Below are 19,158 nucleotides of genomic sequence, written 5' to 3'. Positions count from 1 at the left end.
TTATATCTTAACTCTCTTTAAGCGAAGGGAGTTAGAAACAACACTGACGGAACTTAGTGCCATCGCCGCACCAGCAACCCATGGTGCCAGTAATCCGATTGCCGCAACCGGTATTCCTGCTGTATTGTAGCCGAATGCCCAGAAGAGGTTTTGACGGATATTTTTAATCGTGGCATGGCTAATTTTGATTGCTTTCGGTATGAGCAATAGCTCTCCGCCAAGAATGGTAAGGTCAGCTGCTTCAATTGCAACCTCTGTACCAGTTCCAATGGCAATTCCAATATCCGCAGTAACCAATGCAGGTGCATCATTCACACCGTCACCTACCATTGCTACCTTTTTACCTTGTGCTTGAATTTCTTTGACTTTATCTGCTTTTTCTTCAGGTAACACTTGCGCAATCACTTGGTCAATTCCTACCTGTTTGGCAATAGCTTGCGCTGTTCTTTCATTATCTCCTGTTAACATGATCACTTCTAAGCCTTGTTCTTGTAATTCTTTAATTGCTTGTGGTGCAGTTTCTTTCATGGTATCTGCAGCCGCGACAATTCCGCGGTACTTTCCATCAATGGCAATCAACATTGCTGTTTTTCCTGCAACTTCGTAATCAATCATTTCATGTTCTGCAGCCCCAACATCAACTTGGTGTTCTTGCATTAATTTTCGATTTCCAACAAGAACCTGTTTTCCAGAAATTTTAACTTCAATACCATGACCAGGTATTGCGTTAAATTCATCTACATCTGCAAAATGAATATCATGCTCTGTTGCGTATGCCACAATCGCTTCTGCAAGTGGATGTTCCGATCCTTTTTCTGCACTAGCCAATAATTGTAATGCTTCTTCATCACCAGTAAAATCCGTCACTTCCGGTTTTCCTTTTGTGATGGTTCCTGTTTTATCAAGAACAATGGCATTTAACTGATGCGTTCTTTCTAGGTGTTCTCCACCTTTAAACAAGATTCCACTTTCAGCAGCTCTTCCTGTTCCTACCATGATAGAAGTTGGTGTTGCAAGGCCTAGCGCACATGGACATGCAATAACAAGTACAGCAATTGCTGCAACTAACGCAGGCTCAAATTGACCAGGCTGAACAAATGCTATCCAAACGAGAAACGTTAGAATGGCAATCCCTACAACGATCGGTACGAAATAGCCAGAAATGACATCCGCTAAACGTTGAATTGGCGCTTTCGATCCTTGTGCTTCTTCCACGACTTTAACAATCGCTGCAAGGGCAGTATCTTTCCCTACTTTTGTCGCTTCCATTTCAATAGAACCGTTTTTGTTTATCGTCGAGCCGATTAAGCTAGCGTCTATGTCCTTTTCAATTGGAATGGATTCACCTGTAATCATCGATTCATCAACAGATGTTTTCCCCTTGACAAGCCTACCATCTACAGGTATTTTCTCCCCTGGTTTTACAACTAATCGATCACCAACAACAACTTCCTCCATCGGAATCATGCTTTCCTTGCCATTTCTGATAACGCGAGCTTCTTTTGCTTGCAAATTAAGCAATGAGGATAGTGCATTCGTTGTCTGGCTTTTTGCTCTTGCCTCCAAATACTTACCAAATAAAATCAATGTGATTAATACAGCACTTGTTTCAAAGTATAAATGCGGCATATATTCAGGATTACCGATGGTCTTTATTGCTTCGTATAAACTATAGAAATAAGCAGCACTCGTACCTAATGCAACAAGCACATCCATGTTCGCTCCACCATTGCGAAGGTTCTTATAGGCACCAACATAAAATTGCCATCCGATGATAAATTGAACAGGTGTTGCTAAAGCAAATTGGAACCACGGATTCATGAATATATCCGGTACACTCATACCAACTAAATGAACGAGCATGGTTAATAAGAGCGGTGCGGATAGCATAGCTGAAATGATTAACTTTGTCAGCTTGTGTTGTAATTCTTTTTCTTTATGTGTTTGCTTTTCCGCCGCTTCCGCTTTCGGTTTCGCATCATAACCCACATTTTTAATTTTCTCAATGATACCTTTCATATCTACTAGTCCAGGGTTATATTCGATAGATGCAGTTTCCGTTGTTAAGTTTACAGTTGCAAATTGAACCCCTTCTTGCTTATTCAATACCTTTTCAATACGGGATGAACATGCAGCACAGGTCATTCCAAAAACATCTAATTCTGCTTTTTCCATTAAAACACCGTAGCCTACATTTTCAATTTTCTTCGTAATATCTTCTATGGAAGTTTTTTCTGAATCATAGTCTACCGTTGCCTTTTCTGTCGTCAAATTAACTTGTGCTTCCACACCCTCCATTTTATTTAACGTTTTTTCAATACGACTGGAACAAGCGGCACAGGTCATTCCTGTTATTCCAAGTGTTGCATGATTTGTTTCACTCACAATAGTTCCTCCCCTACTTGGAAAATTGCTTCAGTACACTCATTAATTCCTCAATCGTTTCTTTCCCTTCACCTTGCCTGATCGCATCACTGACACAATGGTTAATATGCCGTTCTGTAACAGCGAAACCTACATTCTTTAATGCGGATTGAATGGCGCTGATTTGTACTAAAATATCGACACAATATCGATCATCTTCCACCATTTTCTGTATTCCGCGGACTTGACCTTCTATACGTTTTAAACGGTTAGTGATTTTTTCTATTTCATCTTGTGTTCTTGGTTTACTTGGGTGATCACGTAAAAATTTATCCAAATGAATCACTTCCTTTTCTTTATTATCATACTATACCCCTGAATAGTATATGTCAACAGAAAACTTCATCCTTTGTAAAATATCTTGGCGATCTAAACTGAAAGCACAGACTTAATTTGTTACAACAACAATAATCTATAAATTAGTTATAAAACAACCCGGTAACCAAGATCATGCTTTTGATTTTTTCACCAACCCTAAAAGGGATGAATGTGAAAATACAAGTGCTGGTACGATTCTATTTCCCGTTTCTTTAGAAGATGATGAAATGCGCTTCCTTTTTCATGTTGTATGGCAAGTTCAGGTGGAGTTCCGTTTTCATCTTCCAATTTAGTTAAAATTTTTCCGTTATTGTTAAATACCCCCTAATTTTTAATCCATTTCTAATTTACCATACCCCTGTTATGTATTTACAAGAAAAGGTTTTTATCATCATGACCCTTAAATCGCATCATAAAGTATGAAGCATTCAAGGTTCTTTTTAATAAAAGGTATTCAGGTTAATGTTTAGTCCTGTGGGCCCTTTTACGATTTAGGATACCTTCACCTGATAATATCGCTTGGTCCAGGGTTTTAAAATTACCTTACCCCTAATAATTGTTCACACAGGAAGACATATTTTCTTTTGATGTTTGCGGATGACATTCAGACTGCGGATCTTCTTCGGGTTCGACCTTTTCAACAATCCATTTATCTCGCAGCACAATAAGCACGATCGCTTTAAAGCTAATGTCCAAGCCAATCGTTATCCAGACTCCTAACAATCCCCAACCAAGTTGTATACCCAAAACATAGACAAATAGTGTACGTATAGCCCACATTCCAATGCCGGTCAAATACATTGGGAATTTTGTATTATTGGCTCCTTGAAAGGCTCCGGTTAGCGTTAACACAACCGCCAAGAAAGGCTGAAATACTCCCGAAACTTTTAATGCTGTTCCAATATTTTCTGTTACCTGATGATTTTCGGAAAAGAATCCTCCTGCCCTTTCCCCAAAGAAAAACAGTAACAGACCAAACAAGGACATAAAGCCAACAGCAAGTAATGCAGAGAGTTTTGCATACCTCCCGGCCGTTTTTCGGTCTCCCGCCCCTATTTGCTGACCTACCAAAATGGTTGCTGCAGTAGAAAAACCATATCCAATCATATAGGAAAACACTTCAATATTACCGGCTATTTGATGTGCCGCGAAGATATTTGTTCCCAATGCAACAACAAAGCCAAAGTATACAATTTGTCCAGCTCTCATAATTAATCTTTCACCCGCTGCTGGAGAGCCAAGAACAAATAACTCTCTAATATGCATTTTGTCGAGACTCCAGTATTCCTTTTTAAACTTAATCAGTTTGGATCGTTGAATGTATAATAACAAACCTGTCGCACCGATCATGCGGGCAATTACTGTGGCAATTGCTGCTCCTGCAATACCCATCTCTGGTATAATCCAGAATCCAAATATGAAAAGGTAGTCCAGTACACCATTTATAATGTTTACGATAATGCTCATTTTCATTGGGGATTTCGTATCACCTGCCCCGCGTAAGACTGCACTTGCTACAAACATGAGCGACATAAAAATAGAAGGAATAGCAACAATTCTGAAATACATGGTGCCAGCCGCTAACACATTTGCTTCGATTCCCATTAGTTGCAATAGTTGCTCAGCAAAAAACAGTGTTATAATGCCGGTAACAATTCCAAATATACCGGCTAAAACAATTGATTGCTGGGCAATATGTCTGGCTTTTTCCACCTTATTGGCACCTAAAAAATTGGCTATGTATACATTTGCTGCTACACCTAGGGCCATAAATAACGCGAAATAAATGGCTAATACAGCATTCGTTACACCAACAGCAGAAACCTCAACCAACCCTAATTTTGATACAAAATATGTATCAACAAATCCTAAAATTGTCTGAAAAAGATTCTCAATCACTGCGGGAAATGCTAACAACAAAATTATTTTCATTTTCTTACCATCTGTGTCAGCCAGTTTAATTTTGTCATCTTCCATATGCGTGGTCATAATAAATTCTTATTTCCATCCTTTCTAAAATTCATCAATCAGCTAATTAAAGACAAAAGAGGTGCAGGATATACCTAGTCCTTCCTGCACCCCAGATACTCCCAAAACTACATTACCCTGCCATTTTACGACATTCCTCCGCACACTGACGGCAAATTGCAGCACATTCCTGACAATGTGTGTCCTTCAATTGTTCACAATGTGTCGCACATTGCTCACATAGATTGGCACAAACACCGCATAGTTCAGCTGAAGAGGCACTATTGCGTGACATGTATTTCACGGTCAGATTGCAACTATCAGCACAATCATTTAAGGTTTGAATACATTTCACCCTTGCTTGTACATCAGGTTCCTGTAAACAAGCCGTCAAACATTCCTCACATGCGCGTAGACATTTCAGGCATGACTCAATACAAGCATCCATGTTTGTTGGTGACGTTGATAAAACACCCATTTCTCAACCTCCTTTCTATCATTTTCCATAACAGTTTGTACATTGCTTTGGCCGTTATACCCGATAAAGTGACAACCATAAAATTGTCATAGAATCTGCATACAATCTGCACATTTGTTGGAAAGATATATCAAAGAGACATAAAAGGAGGAAAACCAGTATGATGCTAAATTCAAAAAAAATAATAATAGGAATGGTTTTGCTAGTGGCAATGTTTCTCCTTGCGGCGTGTGGAGGCGACAATGATGATACAGCGCCAAATGATAACAAAAATTCGGATTCCCAATCAAATTCAGAAGAACAAATGAATGAAGATGAAATGGGTGACGAAGAAATGGATGAAGACATGGACATGAATCATTCCGGATCAGGTGAGGTTCCCGAAGGATTAGAAAAAGCGGAAAATCCAAAATTTGAGGTTGGAAGTAAAGCGATTATCCAGTCGGATCACATGAAAGGAATGAAAGGTGCTGAAGCAACGATTGTTGGTGCCTATGACACGATTGCCTACACTATTTCCTATACCCCGACAACGGGCGGAGAACGAGTAACAAATCATAAATGGGTCATTCAGGAGGAAATAAAGGAAGCTAAGGGTGACAAACCATTGGAATCAGGCACGGAGGTCACCATTCAAGCTTCGCACATGAAGGGTATGGAAGGTGTAACAGCTACAATAGACTCCGCTAAGGAAACAACAGTGTACATGGTTGATTATATGCCTACCACTGGTGGAGAGAAGGTTACCAATCACAAATGGGTAACAGAGAATGAGTTATCTCCCGTTGAATAAGGATTTAAATAAAGGTATGCGAGGCGAATCCCCGCATACCTTTTATTCTGGTTTGTTATCCACTTTTCCTGTATCTTTATAGAATCCTTCAAAGTTATTATACTTCACTAGCATTACCATACCATTTGATGCATGGTGCAGGTCATGACAGTGGAATAACCAGTTTCCTGGGTTATCGGCAAGGAATGCAACCTCATACGTTTCACCAGGTTTCACATTAAGTGTATCCTTAATAATTGGTGAACCTTCGAGTGGCTTGCCATTCTTACTCAACACCTGGAAGAAATGACCATGTAAATGCATGGGATGTGTTGAATCATCCTTACTATTATTTGTTAACGTAACTTTGACCTTATCCCCTTTATCTATTTTCAACGGTGGGACATCTGGATACGTTTTATCATTTATGGTCCACGCCATTCCCATTTCTTCGTTACTCATATCCATTGTTGCACCAAGATCCATCGTGTACTCGACATCAAATTCATCGTCAAGCGAAAATGGTGCTTCTGCTGATTCACCCAGCTTAGTGAGATCGACCTTATCAGCGGATTCCCCGTGGTCAAGTTTCTTGCCATTTCCATCTTCATAGACGACATCCATTTTCATATCCTTTGCGCCTTCCATTTCCCCGTGTGTGTCAATGGTAAAATCGCCACTTCCATCGGCAACAAATTCAATATCATAACGTTCTCCTGGAGCAATTTCCAAGATGGACGACTGCTGAACCTCAGGCTCGTTCACTTTTTGTCCATCAACATGAGTCACTTTATAGTCAACAGGTATGTGAATCTTATGCGCCATGTAACCAGCATTTACAAAACGGAGCTTCACTTTTTCTCCCTTTTTTACCTTTAACGGCTTATTTTCTTCATATGTCTTTCCGTTAATGGTGAAAATATCGTAAGAGCTCATATCGTGCCCCATCATGCCGCCCTCTTCGGATCCTGATTGATCCTCCATGCCTTCCATATCTCCCATATCTTCCATGCCATCCATGTTTCCCATGTCCATCTCACCGTGATCACCGGATTCCCATTCATCTAAAACAAGCGTGTAATCGCGGTCAGCATCAATACCATCTTTTGGTTCCACAATCAATGTACCATATAAGCCTTTATCTAATTGTTCGACGCCATTTTGATGGGAGTGATACCAGTAAGTGCCAGATACGTCTGCGACAAATTCATACGTATATGTCTTCCCAGGTACAACAGCATCCTGCGTTACACCAGGAATGCCGTCCTCCGTATTTGGAACTGGGACGCCATGCCAATGAATGGACACAGGCTTATCCAGCTCATTTTTCAGGTTGACTTTGACAACTTCGCCTTCCTTAACACGAATCTGTTCTCCCGGAACTGTTCCATTATAGGTCCAGGCTGTAATTGTTTTATCAGGACTTAATGTCCATTCTACTTCCTTTGCAGTTAGGTTAATTTCATTTATTTTCTTTCCTTCTGTATCAATAGATTTGACCTGTACTGTTTCTTCGGAAGCATTTTTTTCCGCTTTTTCTCCCTTATCATCTGTCTGCGAAGACTGCTGTGAACATGCGGCTAAAAACGCAATTCCGATAACGATGATGAACATAAAAAATTTTTTCATCTCTTTAAACCTCCTATTCCGTCGAATAGTATATAAAGAAAATGTTGAGAATTTATGGAGATACCATAAATCACCTAAATAGACCTACAGATTATCTTCAATCTTTAATGCTAGACTCCTATTTTTCATTGAGGCATTCAATCGTTAAAAACAAGCCTTTAAAATGTCTGTCTATTTTTTTAATCGATACATTTGCCTGCGTAAGCAATTCCAATGTGTTACGATTGAGGTGGCATATTTTCTTCCATGTTGGTGTCAATAAATCCTGTGCTTTTCCCAACAGTTTCTGATTCATTCTTACGTGTTCAAATAACAATATTTTGGCTCCTGGCTTACCAACCCGTTGAATTTCTTGAATTGCTTTCACAGGTTCTGGAATAGTACAAAACACAAGGGTCGCTACTACGGAATCAAATGTACTGTCAGCAAATGGGAGTTTCTCTGCCTTCATTAAATAAGGTTGAATTGGGATCCGTGAACTTTCTATACGCTTGTTCGATCGTTTGTTCATCACAGGATTAGGTTCAATTGCATCCACTTGTGATGCATTCCTATAGTAAGGGAAATTTATTCCTGTACCCGAACCGATTTCTAGTACCCTTCCTGACGCTTTACTTACAAGTGCTTTTCTAATTTTGTTAAATTTAGTTCGTTCAAGGGGCAGCATTGCCATATCGTAAACCCTCGGAAACAAATTCCCCATTACGTAAATCACCTCAGAAATTTAGTTTATACATTAATGCAATCATCTTGTTAAAAGTATTTTTGTATTCCTTTGTAGCCTTAATAGACGCAAAAGACCCCTTAGAAAAGAGGTCTTTTTGCTTAAGGGGTTTAAGCAGTTAGTATAGGCTACTTCAGTTCTGTCCTTCGGTTGCCTTCATACACATCATTACCAGGACAATTCTAGTATAGCGAATAAATGTGTTGAAAGTGTGGAGTTACAATACTTTTTTGGTTTTTGATCTCGATTTTTTAACCTCGCCAACTATTATGTTTGTAATCATGTCACCACCCATCATCAACATCATCATTCTTACTTTTGCGTCATTCTTTTACCAGTATAGTATTATCATTTATCCTTTCTTTTTAGCAGGAGAATGAAATAGACAATCCCAATAATTAAAAATGGTAACCCTGTCCATAAGCAAAGCTGGACAAACGTTTTAAAATAAGAAACAATTGATTCGGTTCCCCAAATCGTTGTAGCAGAAACAGTGAGGCAGATTAAACCCGCAGCGATTAGCAGTGCGGCTATAAGCCATTCTATCTTTTTCATGCTCCCTCCTTACTCAGCTATTGGGAAACTCAGCTGAAACCTCGTTCCCTTATCAACTTGGCTGCTTGCCGAAATCGTGCCGTGCTGGAGTTCAACCAAATTTTTTACAATAGCTAATCCTAATCCTGTTCCTCCAAGCTCCCTTGAGCGTGATTTCTCAACTCGGTGAAAACGTTCAAATATAAGAGCAAGTTCTTCATCTGAAATGCCAACACCCGTATCCTCAATACTTACATATACATTGTTCTTAGCACTCCATACCTTAACATGGATATATCCTTTGTTTGTGTATCGTATTGCATTTCCTAATAAGTTTGTGAAGATTTGTTCGAGACGCATTCCGTCGGCCTCAATAAAAGGAATATGGTTACCGATTTGTTTTTGCAACGATAATCCTTTCTTTTCCAATTCTATTTTATGCTTAAAAAGAGTAGTGTCTAAAACCTCCGTAAGGTCAAGTCTTTCCAACTGAAGATCTATTTTACCTTCTTCCATTTTTGATAAGTCAAACAGGTCACTAATTAACAAGACTAACCGATCCGTTTCATCTTCAATAATCGTTAAATAATCTTGTTTTTCTTCTTCCGTTTGATAAAGGCCCTTTTTGAGTACCTCAGCGTAACCCTTCAGATACGACATAGGTGTACGCAATTCATGTGAAATATTGGCTAAAAATTCTCTACGGTTTGTGCGATATCGATTTGTTTCTAATGCCAGATCGTTAATTGCTTTAGCCAATGAACCTACTTCATCCCTAGATGAAATATCTACACGTATGTCCAGGTTCCCCTTGGCAATTTCCCTTGTCGCCCGTTCCATTTCCAAAAGCGGGTCTGACATTTTCTTTGCGACAACAAACGTGATGCCAAGTGCCAGGAATAACGCCCCTACCGCAGACAATAGCAGCAAATCTTTTATTTTCTCAATAGGTTCCTGGATATCATTTATGGAAGCAAGAACAAAAAAAGCTCCTTGAAATGTACCAGAATTCATAATCGGATATCCTAACCCAAGGTGGGTACTTTCTTTATTCGATCCATGAAATCTTTTTTGAATAGATTGCCCGCTTGATAGCTCGTTCATATCTTCTTTCGTTAGATCCGTTTTGTGCTCACCAGAGTCTGCAATAACTTTGCCCATATTATCTACGATATATATTTCTTTATTGGTCAAATCAGCAAGATTTTTAAACATGTTAATCATTTCTTGATCATCAAGTGAAGTAATTGTATGTGCATACTTTTGAGAAAGTTCTCCAATCTCACTTTGAACTTCACTATAATAAAAATTAGTAAAAATTTTATTCGCAACATACCCTAGCGGTAATAATACAACCAATAACGAAATCATGATTATCCCACCAAGCTTTAGAACTAACTTGCTCATCTCATGCTTGATCCTTTGGTGAATTAAACTTGTATCCCACGCCCCAAACTGTCTTGATTGGATTGTAGGACAGCCCCGATTTACGAAGTTTTTCCCGGATATTTTTCACATGTGTATCTACAGCTCTTAAATCACGGAATTCGCTTGGACGCCAGATGTTATCCAAGATTATTTCACGGGTAAAAACTCTTTTAGACTGACTAGCTACTAAAAAAAGAATATCGAATTCTTTTGGAGTTAATTCGACCTGTACTTCTTGAACCATGATTTCTCTGCTTTCACTATTAATAGCTAAGTCTTTAAAGTGTAGTGCCATGTGGGAGCTTGCTTCCTGCTCTACTCTTTTACGGCGAAGCAGCGCATAAACCCGGGCAATTAATTCCTCGGGTGCAAATGGTTTGATCAAATAATCATCCGCACCTAGGTTCAGACCATGTACTCGATCTTCAACATCAATTCGGGCAGTCAGCATCATAATTGGTATTTGTTTCGTTTGTCTAATTGCAGTACAAACTTCCCATCCATCGATGTCTGGTAACATGATATCCAAAATCATCAAATCATATGTTTTTTGATTAGCCATCTTCAAAGCCTCTTTCCCGCTGCATGCTTCGTCAATTTGAAAATTCTCCCTGAATAGGTGAATCTTGATTAAGTTTCTCATATTCCGTTCATCATCAACGATCAGAATATTCTCTCTCATAGGCAACCCCCATTTTTGAATGGAATAGTATTATTTTAGATTAAATATTTGCATTATCTGTGAAGTTTCTGTTTCTTTATTTTGGATATGCATGTTCTTTTAAAAATTAAAAACCAGTAAATCCATTAAAGAAGTTGCCCGATATATAAGAGGTTAACTTTGTCAATAAATCAAAAAACAAGAAAACACCCATTGCAATCATCGTAATCCCACCAATTTTCATAAACAAGCGATTATGTCTTTTTATCCACCGCATTTTACCCAAGAAAAATGACATCAGGAAAAACGGGATAGAAAATCCAAGTACATACGAAATCATATAAAATAAAGCCCGATCCGGATCGGAAACGCCTAAGGCAATAACCGCCGCCAATATCGGTCCCATGCACGGTGTCCATCCGGCAGCATAGGCAAAACCAATGATACCTGAACCTAGATATCCAGTAGGCCGGTCTTTAAATTTCATTCTCTTTTCTTTCATCATAAATTTCGGTGTAAAAACGCCTAAGATAACCAAACTAAATACGATGATGAGTACAGCGCCTATTTGTCGAATTAAATCACCATAGGAGACAAATAGTTCACCGAAAAATGACGTGGAGAATCCCAATGCAATAAAAATAATAGAAAATCCAATCAGAAAGAAGGTGGTATGCAAAAGTGCCCGCTTTTGCATTAAACCTTTTCCATTTTCCAATTCATCAACAGACATGCCTGTTATGTATGATAGAAATGCCGGGTATAACGGTAAGCAGCAGGGTGATATAAAGGATAACACCCCTGCAGCAAATGCCAATAATATAGTTACGTCCTCCATTTTTATCCCCCAAAGTGTTATATTTGTTAATGCCTTATGTCAGTTTCCACTGTCTATCCATTTTATTAGTTAATTATGGAGAAACTGTGAGGGTTTAATCTATTTAAATTTTCGTTCAGGTCGATATTTACCTACATACAACAGTTGACTTTTATTTTCCTCACTATTAAAATATTTTATCAATGAAACATTTTGGCATTTGCGCATATTTTAGTTAGGCATATAAATAAACATCTTCTATGGAAGGAGACGAAACAGGTGATAAGTTTTTTTCAAACGCTTGACCCAGTTGTTCAGGCGACCATCGCCACGTTATTTACATGGGGGATGACTGCACTTGGCGCTGCTTTGGTATTCACAACAAAAACATTCAATCAAAAACTTTTGGATGGTATGTTGGGTTTCGCCGGTGGTGTCATGATTGCAGCAAGTTTTTGGTCCCTTCTTTCACCGGCGCTTGAGATGGCAGAAGGAAATGAGACACCCGCATGGATTCCAGCGGCGATAGGTTTTATGTTAGGTGGGTGCTTTCTATGGGGAGTTGACAAAATACTTCCCCACTTACACCCGAATTCACCTATGGAAAAAGCGGAGGGGATTCAACCGAAAAAGAAAAAACGCAGTACATTGCTAGTCCTTGCTATCACATTACACAACATACCCGAGGGTTTAGCAGTCGGGGTTGCTTTTGGGGCTGTAGCAGCTGATTTTCCCTCATCATCATTAGCTGGGGCCATAGCTCTTGCAATAGGGATAGGCATTCAAAACTTTCCGGAAGGTGTTGCGGTTTCGATGCCACTCCTTAGAGATGGTATGTCTCGCAGAAAAAGTTTCCTCTATGGACAGTTCTCAGGTATGGTGGAACCAATTGCAGCTATTATAGGGGTGTTAGCGGTCACCTTTGTCCAACCACTTTTACCATACGCCCTAAGCTTTGCAGCAGGGGCGATGATTTTTGTCATTACCGAAGAGGTAATTCCTGGCTCTCAGGAGGAGGGGAATAAAGATTTAGCCTCCATGTTATTAATGGTCGGTTTCACTGTGATGATGATTTTGGATGTAGCGCTTGGATAACGCCAACAAAAACGATAGCATTTGTTTTTATCTGGAATCTACATGATAATCTCCATCCAAATTCGGGTTTGAATCAAGAATGTAACCATAAAAAGGAAGCGAACCCAACATCCCGGGTCCGCTTCTTTTGTTAATTCTTTCAGGTGTAAATACATTGAATTTATGCTTTTAACAACTTCGCATTTATTGCAACAATTACCGTACTTAAACTCATTAATACAGCACCAACGGCTGGGCTCAACACAATGCCAAGTGGGGCTAATACACCGGCCGCAAGTGGTATTGCCAAAATATTATACCCCGTTGCCCACCATAGATTCTGAATCATTTTCCGGTATGTTTTTTTCGATAGATCGATTAACGAGACAACATCTTTCGGGTTGCTTTTGACCAAAACAACGTCGGCTGTTTCCATAGCCACGTCAGTACCAGCGCCGATTGCGATACCTAAATCAGCTGTTGCCAGTGCTGGTGCATCATTTACTCCGTCACCGGTCATTGCAACTTTCCAGCCTTTTTCTTTAATCTTCTTCACCTGATCTGCCTTTTTATCTGGTAAAACTTCTGCATATACTTCATCAATATCCAGTTGTTTGGCAACCCAGTTTGCAACCTTTTTATTGTCACCCGTTAACATGATCGAATGGATACCATTTTCCTTAAGGGCAGCAATAGCTTCTTTCGCCGTTTCCCGAACGATATCAGCTAGGGCAATCATGCCAACCAATTCATCGTCCAGTAAAACAAATACAACTGTTTTCCCTTCTTCTGACATTTCGTTAAATAATTTCTCATCATATGCCATGTTTTGGCTAGTAACATAGCCGGGACTAACCACATTTACTTTTTTACCACCGATTGTTCCCTGAATTCCTTTACCGGTAATCGATTCAAAATCGGTTATTTTTTTAAGTTTGATTTCTTTTTCCTTTGCCGATTTTACGATACCAGTTGCGATTGGATGCTCAGAATTTTGTTCCAAACTTGCTGCCCAATTCAGAACTTCTTCTTCCTGATTGCCTTCATTTGGTACAATGTTTGTAACACCAAATTCTCCTTTTGTCAGTGTTCCTGTTTTATCAAAAACAACTGCATTCAAGTTTCTTGCCCCTTCAAAATTGGTACGATTACGGATTAGCAGGCCATGTTTAGCAGAAATTGATGTCGAAACTGCTATAACCAGTGGTGCGGCTAAACCAAGGGCATGTGGACAGGTAATAACCATTACTGTGACCATGCGCTCAAGGGCAACATCAAATGGATACCCTAATAGTAACCAAACGAACAATGTGATAAAACCTGCTGCTAAGGCAACATAGAATAACCATTTAGCTGCTCGGTTTGTAATATCTTGCGTTCTCGATTTTGACTCTTGTGCTTCCTTAACTAGTGTTATCACTTGAGAAAGGTATGAATCCTCGCCTGTTTTTTCAACCTGTATTGTCAGCGATCCTTCCTTATTTACCGAACCACCAATTACCTCATCGCCTTTATTTTTTTCCACGGGTACGGATTCTCCGGTAAGCATAGATTCGTCTATTGCTGATTTACCATCAACGATTGTTCCATCGACAGGGATTTTTTCACCTGGTTTTACAAGAACCCTATCATTGTTTTTCAACTCAGATACCGGGATATCCTTTACCTCATCATTTTCATCTAATTTGTGGGCTTCATTTGGCATGAGCTTAACAAGTTCTTCGAGTGCATTAGATGCACCCATGACAGATCGCATTTCAAGCCAATGTCCTAATAACATAATGTCGATTAATGTAGCAAGTTCCCAGAAAAAGTCCTTTCCTTCCAAACCAAATACGGTAAGGGAACTGTATACATACGCGACTAGAATAGCAAGACCTATCAGCGTCATCATGCCGGGATTTTTGTCTTTTAACTCACTAATCCCGCCAGTAATAAACGGCCAGCCGCCATAGAAAAAGATAAAAGTAGCAAGTACAAATAAAATATACTGATTGTATGGGATTTGCCAATCAACTCCGATAAAACTTTGTATCATTGGTGACAAAACCAGGATTGGAATGGTGACAATCAGGGAAATATAAAACCTTTTTTTGAAATCGTTCACCATATCCCCGTGGTCATGATGGCCGTGATGACCATGGCTCCCGTGCCTGTGACCACCACCATGACCTCCATTCCCATGTCCTTCATGTGCACTATGCTCATGATGATCATGGGAATGATTAGCATGATTGTGCTGTTCATGATTGCCATGACTGTAATGATCGTGATGACTATGCTCATGATGATTGTGGTCATGTTCGTGGTGTGCACTGTGATTGTGTGATTTTTTTTCATGATTTGTCATTTATATCTCTCCTTTTCTTTTCGCGGAAAAATAGTTTTTTAATTTCCCTTACATTTATTTCCTAAATTGGTAGACCCTTCTTAACAGTGCTTCATTATACTATACCCCCGTAATGCATTTTACAAACAACCTAATCATAATTGCTTTACGATTTAAATGCAAATTTAACGATTTATGAAGTTAATTGGAAACAACACCCAGTTTATTATAAATATATTTCCCACCATTAAGTTTCCCAAACGATAACCGTTTTATAAAACAAACCCATGGCCAGAAATATCAAAAACTTGGGGTAATGTCCCTAACAATCGTTGATTCTTCACATATATTGTTTGTAAACGATCATGGGGTGTTGATGAATGAGTGAGGCTGTTGCTGGAGCAGGTGTAGGTTATGGTGGTGGTTTTGCCTTAATCATTGTGCTGTTTATCCTATTGATTATTGTAGGAGTAGCCTATGTTGGGTATGGATATTAAGATAAAAATAAAAATTTGAATGGTAAGGAGGAATTTTATATGATTTTCGGATGTTGTTGTGGAAGATACCGATATGGCGCACCTGTTATTGGAGCTGGATATAACGGCGGCGGGTTTGCCTAAAATGATTCATTTTGGCTTTTTAAGAGCTCCACTCCTTTCTGCAATTGTTTAACCTTATAGCTGTCAAGTCTGTCAACTTCATCGGAAGGCTGCAGCGGTTCGGTTGCATCATTATGTTTCCCATGATTGTGATGGCCGCCATGAATAAGCCCTTTCATCATAAACAACATCATGAGTGGACAGATTAGAAGAAGTAATATAAAACCCCAATCCGTTGAACACACCTCCATCATACAAATCCATAAAGAATTTGAAGATTTACCCCCCCTATATTTAATATTACAATTGAGTCATTGTTCGGGTCTATCGGAACCATGGCAATTCTGATACATCTGTTTCATTTCTTCTTGACCCTTTGACCAATTTCTGGATGCATCTCTTGCATAGATGGAAACATCTCATCAAAACTTCATCCTTTCGAGTCACTTTGCGCAAAACCAACATTACCAATCCCTGTGACCAAAATAGTGGCCAATCCAAAAGAAACAAGCTTTCATAGTTTTACTCCTCCCTTCATATAAAGCATAAAGGAAGGATTTCAAATAATTATCGAGAATTTGTTACAAACGCTTGAGGTCCGGGATTAATTCACCCACTTATACCCAACTCCCCACACCGTTTTAAAATGATCATCAATTGGGAAACCAGCTTGTCTAATTTTTTCTCTTATGTTCCTTACATGCGAGTCAACTGTCCTTCCGTCGGTATCGGAATGATACCCCCATATCAGCTCAATCAGCTGTTCCCTAGCAAATACCTGGTTCGGTTTTTTCATTAACAGACCAATCATAGCAAATTCCTTTGGGGTCAGCCTAATCGGCTGATGTTTATAGGTAAGTTCAAAGCGGTCCTCATCCCACAACAATCCGTGTACTTCCATGCGATTCGTGGGAATTCTTCTTCGTAATAAAGCTTCCATTCTGGCAACCAGTTCATCTTCATCAAAAGGCTTTGTAATATAATCATCAGCCCCGAGCCTCAATCCTTTTATGATATCTTCCCGCTGATCTCGTGCAGTTACCATAATAATAGGTACATCTGAAACATGTCTAATTCCCTGGCAAAGCTCCCATCCATTCATTTCCGGCATCATAATATCCAGCAGCACGATATCGAACGTTTCCTTTTCTATATAGGACAATGCCATATCTGAGCCCAATGCTTTTGTACAATTGAAATGGTGGGGCTCTAAATACAATGCCAATAAATCAAGCATACGTTGTTCATCATCAACTAACAGTACCTTCTTCATTAGGCTCACCTCTTCTTAACGTAATGATAAAGGTTGTCCCTTTTCCCCGTTTGCTTTGAACTTCTATCCTTCCGCCATGAGATTCAACAATTTCTTTGGCAATCGCCAACCCTAACCCTGTTCCACCACTTTGTCTTGACCGTGATTTCTCAACACGGAATAAACGGTCAAATATATATGGCAAGTCAGCTTTCGGTATTCCTTCCCCTTCATCGGAAATAAAGATATGTAATTCATGTGTAGTCTCTCTTACTTCCAAAAGAATCCGGTCACCTATGGAAGAATGTTTTTTGGCATTATCCAAAATATTGATCAGAACCTGCTGAAATCGTTCCGGGTCAACAAAAGCGATAATATCTTCCTGGCAATGGACAGAGAACATTATATTTTTTTCCGCAAACACCGGTTGAATCCGGTCTGCTACAGATTTAATTAGGTCACATAGGTTGACATCTTCCCGAATAATGGAAAATTTATTTTGATCCATTTTAGCAAGTTCAAATAAATTTTTAACTAGCTCGGACAACTGATCTGTTTCATCACGTATAATTGCCGTATACTCCTTAATTTCTGCTTTCGACGTACTTTTCCGATTAATGATATCAGCATAGCCTTTTATATAGGTTAAGGGTGTCCTGAGCTCGTGTGAGATGCTTGCCAAAAATTCATTTCTTGCGGTTTTCAACTGTTCTAGATCATTTGACAATTTGGTGATCGATTCGGCTAATTCTCCCAGTTCATCTTTACGCTCCGTATGCAGCTCAACCTTGTTTCTGCCCTTGCTAAGCTGTTCCGTTGCTTCCTTCATTTTGATGATCGGTAGGGTAATAAACCTGGTTAGAAAAAAGATGGCAATAATCGTTAGCACTATTGTAATAAGACCGATGAACACAAACTGAAGCCCGAGCTGATCAACAATCTTTTTTACGGTATTTGTGTTGGCAAACATAAATACGTTTCCCTGAAGCTCACCATTAATTGTTATTGGACTTTCAGTTGCGATATATTGTTTCTGTTTCCAACGGTCTTCAACAATTTTACCCTCGGTGGGTATAGAATTATTTCTAGTGCGTTTCATCACGTTCATCATTTCCTGTTTAATTGGATCAGACGAAACGATGACATTACCATTCTCGTCCGTTACGATAACTACAAAAGCAGAAACAGATTCCATAATGCCTACATGTTCCAATGTTGACCTATTAAAATTATCTTCTAAGACGTCTCGATGTGTATTCCCGCGGGCTAACGTGCTTTCCATCACTTCATCAATTCGTTCATTGGCCAGATTCGTATATAATGCTAAAAACAAGAATGACTCAAACACAAGAATAAACACAAAAAATAGCAATCCGATTTTAAATGAAAGTTTATTAAACATAGCCTACCTCTTTACACCCAATAAGTTAATGTATCAAAAATACCTATCACAATGAGCAGCAGCCCTGCTGCCTTCTGAGTAATTGCGCCAATTTTTCTACTTTTCTTTAGTATCGCTCCACTCGCGCCAAAATACCAAATAAGAAAAATAACAATTAGTAATGGAAGAGATGTGCCAATTCCAAATACGGATGGCAGAATTACTCCATATGATGATACGAGAACGATAGGCATTAGGGTCAATAAAAATAGTACAAACATAGTTGGACAAAAGGCAAGTGTAAAGCTAACTCCCATCAGGAAACTACCCAGGCAACTGTTACCAAAGGCCCGCTGCGGAAGTTGAAAAATACGCCATGTCCGTTTCCAGCGGAACAAACCAAGCATAAATAACCCAATTACCAGGAGGAGCGACCCAATTGCTTTTCGCAATATCGGCAATATTTGCACTAGCGTACTGTAAATCCCCTGCCCCAGCAACCATACCACGAGACCCAATACAGAAAAGACGACAATCTTGCCGAAAATAAACCAGAATACATGAACCCAAGGTACTTTCTCGACTAATGATTTATTTCCATAAATGGTAATAGCACTAATGTTACCGGTAAGCTGACATGGTGCAACTGCACCAACAACACCGAGAAAGAAGGCAAACAACAATGGCAGCTGTTCCAATCCATATGCAATATCCATAATTGGACCACTCAATGTACTGCTAATTCGATTAAACAAATCAAACATTTTTAA

The 19,158-nt window shown here is 39.3% G+C and carries 18 protein-coding genes; 3 read left to right on the top strand and 15 right to left on the bottom strand.

Features of this window, described 5'->3' with window-relative positions:
• From CZ382_RS14510 to CZ382_RS24265, 4 genes are all read right to left on the bottom strand, one after another.
• Entirely contained in the window at nt 1–2,385 is a 2,385-nt protein-coding gene (locus CZ382_RS14510; protein ID WP_088051908.1) for a heavy metal translocating P-type ATPase, read from the bottom strand.
• Nucleotides 2,386–2,398: 13 nt separating this feature from the next.
• Nucleotides 2,399–2,701, bottom strand: a complete 303-nt coding sequence (locus tag CZ382_RS14505; protein WP_088051907.1) for a metal-sensing transcriptional repressor — start codon at nt 2,699–2,701, stop codon at nt 2,399–2,401.
• A 590-nt stretch (nt 2,702–3,291) separates the two neighbouring features.
• Nucleotides 3,292–4,731 carry an MATE family efflux transporter gene (locus CZ382_RS14500; RefSeq protein WP_088051906.1) on the bottom strand — a complete coding sequence of 480 codons (1,440 nt, stop codon included), beginning with the start codon at nt 4,729–4,731 and terminating at the stop codon, nt 3,292–3,294.
• A 112-nt stretch (nt 4,732–4,843) separates the two neighbouring features.
• Nucleotides 4,844–5,005 carry a four-helix bundle copper-binding protein gene (locus CZ382_RS24265; protein WP_235000501.1) on the bottom strand — a complete coding sequence of 54 codons (162 nt, stop codon included), beginning with the start codon at nt 5,003–5,005 and terminating at the stop codon, nt 4,844–4,846.
• Nucleotides 5,006–5,351: 346 nt separating this feature from the next.
• On the opposite strand from CZ382_RS24265, the gene CZ382_RS14490 reads away from it, so the two are divergent.
• Entirely contained in the window at nt 5,352–5,981 is a 630-nt protein-coding gene (locus CZ382_RS14490; RefSeq protein WP_088053479.1) for a YdhK family protein, read from the top strand.
• A 42-nt stretch (nt 5,982–6,023) separates the two neighbouring features.
• Here the strand turns inward: CZ382_RS14490 and CZ382_RS14485 are convergent, their stop codons facing one another.
• The 6 genes from CZ382_RS14485 to CZ382_RS14460 form a co-directional block, all read right to left on the bottom strand.
• Complete coding sequence (locus CZ382_RS14485) at nt 6,024–7,589, bottom strand: multicopper oxidase family protein (protein ID WP_088051904.1); 1,566 nt, start codon at nt 7,587–7,589, stop codon at nt 6,024–6,026.
• Between the two features lie 118 nt (nt 7,590–7,707).
• On the bottom strand, nt 7,708–8,292 hold the full coding sequence (locus CZ382_RS14480) for a class I SAM-dependent methyltransferase (protein ID WP_088051903.1): 585 nt from the start codon (nt 8,290–8,292) through the stop codon (nt 7,708–7,710).
• Nucleotides 8,293–8,661: 369 nt separating this feature from the next.
• Nucleotides 8,662–8,868 carry a hypothetical protein gene (locus CZ382_RS14475; protein WP_088051902.1) on the bottom strand — a complete coding sequence of 69 codons (207 nt, stop codon included), beginning with the start codon at nt 8,866–8,868 and terminating at the stop codon, nt 8,662–8,664.
• 9 nt (nt 8,869–8,877) lie between these two features.
• Complete coding sequence (locus CZ382_RS14470; RefSeq protein WP_088051901.1) at nt 8,878–10,254, bottom strand: sensor histidine kinase; 1,377 nt, start codon at nt 10,252–10,254, stop codon at nt 8,878–8,880.
• A 1-nt stretch (nt 10,255) separates the two neighbouring features.
• Nucleotides 10,256–10,957: a response regulator transcription factor gene (locus CZ382_RS14465; RefSeq protein WP_088051900.1), complete on the bottom strand. Its 702-nt coding sequence runs from the start codon at nt 10,955–10,957 to the stop codon at nt 10,256–10,258.
• A 106-nt stretch (nt 10,958–11,063) separates the two neighbouring features.
• Nucleotides 11,064–11,774, bottom strand: coding sequence for a cytochrome c biogenesis CcdA family protein (locus CZ382_RS14460; RefSeq protein WP_088051899.1), 711 nt, complete (start codon nt 11,772–11,774; stop codon nt 11,064–11,066).
• Nucleotides 11,775–12,032: 258 nt separating this feature from the next.
• On the opposite strand from CZ382_RS14460, the gene CZ382_RS14455 reads away from it, so the two are divergent.
• The gene (locus tag CZ382_RS14455; RefSeq protein WP_088051898.1) at nt 12,033–12,848 is read left to right on the top strand and encodes a ZIP family metal transporter; all 816 of its coding nucleotides are present in this window, start codon (nt 12,033–12,035) and stop codon (nt 12,846–12,848) included.
• A 160-nt stretch (nt 12,849–13,008) separates the two neighbouring features.
• On the opposite strand, the gene CZ382_RS14450 is transcribed toward CZ382_RS14455, so the two are convergent.
• A complete protein-coding gene (locus CZ382_RS14450) occupies nt 13,009–15,177 on the bottom strand; it encodes a heavy metal translocating P-type ATPase (RefSeq protein ID WP_088051897.1) in 2,169 nt (722 codons plus the stop codon).
• A 359-nt stretch (nt 15,178–15,536) separates the two neighbouring features.
• On the opposite strand from CZ382_RS14450, the gene CZ382_RS14445 reads away from it, so the two are divergent.
• Entirely contained in the window at nt 15,537–15,653 is a 117-nt protein-coding gene (locus CZ382_RS14445) for a YjcZ family sporulation protein (protein WP_088051896.1), read from the top strand.
• A gap of 119 nt (nt 15,654–15,772) precedes the next feature.
• Here the strand turns inward: CZ382_RS14445 and CZ382_RS14440 are convergent, their stop codons facing one another.
• The 4 genes from CZ382_RS14440 to CZ382_RS14425 form a co-directional block, all read right to left on the bottom strand.
• A complete protein-coding gene (locus CZ382_RS14440) occupies nt 15,773–16,006 on the bottom strand; it encodes a DUF2933 domain-containing protein (RefSeq protein ID WP_140392737.1) in 234 nt (77 codons plus the stop codon).
• A 353-nt stretch (nt 16,007–16,359) separates the two neighbouring features.
• The gene (locus CZ382_RS14435) at nt 16,360–17,028 is read right to left on the bottom strand and encodes a response regulator transcription factor (RefSeq protein WP_088051894.1); all 669 of its coding nucleotides are present in this window, start codon (nt 17,026–17,028) and stop codon (nt 16,360–16,362) included.
• A complete protein-coding gene (locus CZ382_RS14430) occupies nt 17,006–18,409 on the bottom strand; it encodes a sensor histidine kinase (protein ID WP_088051893.1) in 1,404 nt (467 codons plus the stop codon). Before CZ382_RS14430 ends, CZ382_RS14435 begins: the two co-directional genes overlap by 23 nt.
• An 11-nt stretch (nt 18,410–18,420) precedes the next feature.
• Nucleotides 18,421–19,152 (bottom strand): cytochrome c biogenesis CcdA family protein, encoded by a 732-nt coding sequence (locus CZ382_RS14425; RefSeq protein WP_088051892.1) that lies wholly within the window; start codon nt 19,150–19,152, stop codon nt 18,421–18,423.
• Nucleotides 19,153–19,158 lie beyond the last annotated feature (6 nt).

The organism is Virgibacillus dakarensis, from assembly GCF_900155625.1.
In the GTDB taxonomy this organism is placed as follows: domain Bacteria; phylum Bacillota; class Bacilli; order Bacillales; family Amphibacillaceae; genus Lentibacillus_C; species Lentibacillus_C populi.
The sequence above is the reverse complement of the archived record's forward strand: the minus strand, read 5'-3'. Positions and strand labels throughout refer to the sequence as shown.

Excerpts from the sequence above, each read along its gene's own strand:
- CZ382_RS14460 (WP_088051899.1), bottom strand. The coding sequence starts at position 11,774 with ATGGAGGACGTAACTATATTATTGGCATTTGCTGCAGGGGTGTTATCC.
- CZ382_RS14480 (WP_088051903.1), bottom strand. The coding sequence starts at position 8,292 with ATGGGGAATTTGTTTCCGAGGGTTTACGATATGGCAATGCTGCCCCTT.
- CZ382_RS24265 (WP_235000501.1), bottom strand. The coding sequence starts at position 5,005 with ATGTCACGCAATAGTGCCTCTTCAGCTGAACTATGCGGTGTTTGTGCC.
- CZ382_RS14435 (WP_088051894.1), bottom strand. The coding sequence starts at position 17,028 with ATGAAGAAGGTACTGTTAGTTGATGATGAACAACGTATGCTTGATTTA.
- CZ382_RS14425 (WP_088051892.1), bottom strand. The coding sequence starts at position 19,152 with ATGTTTGATTTGTTTAATCGAATTAGCAGTACATTGAGTGGTCCAATT.
- CZ382_RS14500 (WP_088051906.1), bottom strand. The coding sequence starts at position 4,731 with ATGACCACGCATATGGAAGATGACAAAATTAAACTGGCTGACACAGAT.
- CZ382_RS14445 (WP_088051896.1), top strand. The coding sequence starts at position 15,537 with ATGAGTGAGGCTGTTGCTGGAGCAGGTGTAGGTTATGGTGGTGGTTTT.
- CZ382_RS14465 (WP_088051900.1), bottom strand. The coding sequence starts at position 10,957 with ATGAGAGAGAATATTCTGATCGTTGATGATGAACGGAATATGAGAAAC.
- CZ382_RS14485 (WP_088051904.1), bottom strand. The coding sequence starts at position 7,589 with ATGAAAAAATTTTTTATGTTCATCATCGTTATCGGAATTGCGTTTTTA.
- CZ382_RS14470 (WP_088051901.1), bottom strand. The coding sequence starts at position 10,254 with ATGAGCAAGTTAGTTCTAAAGCTTGGTGGGATAATCATGATTTCGTTA.
- CZ382_RS14490 (WP_088053479.1), top strand. The coding sequence starts at position 5,352 with ATGCTAAATTCAAAAAAAATAATAATAGGAATGGTTTTGCTAGTGGCA.
- CZ382_RS14430 (WP_088051893.1), bottom strand. The coding sequence starts at position 18,409 with ATGTTTAATAAACTTTCATTTAAAATCGGATTGCTATTTTTTGTGTTT.
- CZ382_RS14475 (WP_088051902.1), bottom strand. The coding sequence starts at position 8,868 with ATGAAAAAGATAGAATGGCTTATAGCCGCACTGCTAATCGCTGCGGGT.
- CZ382_RS14450 (WP_088051897.1), bottom strand. The coding sequence starts at position 15,177 with ATGACAAATCATGAAAAAAAATCACACAATCACAGTGCACACCACGAA.
- CZ382_RS14440 (WP_140392737.1), bottom strand. The coding sequence starts at position 16,006 with ATGGAGGTGTGTTCAACGGATTGGGGTTTTATATTACTTCTTCTAATC.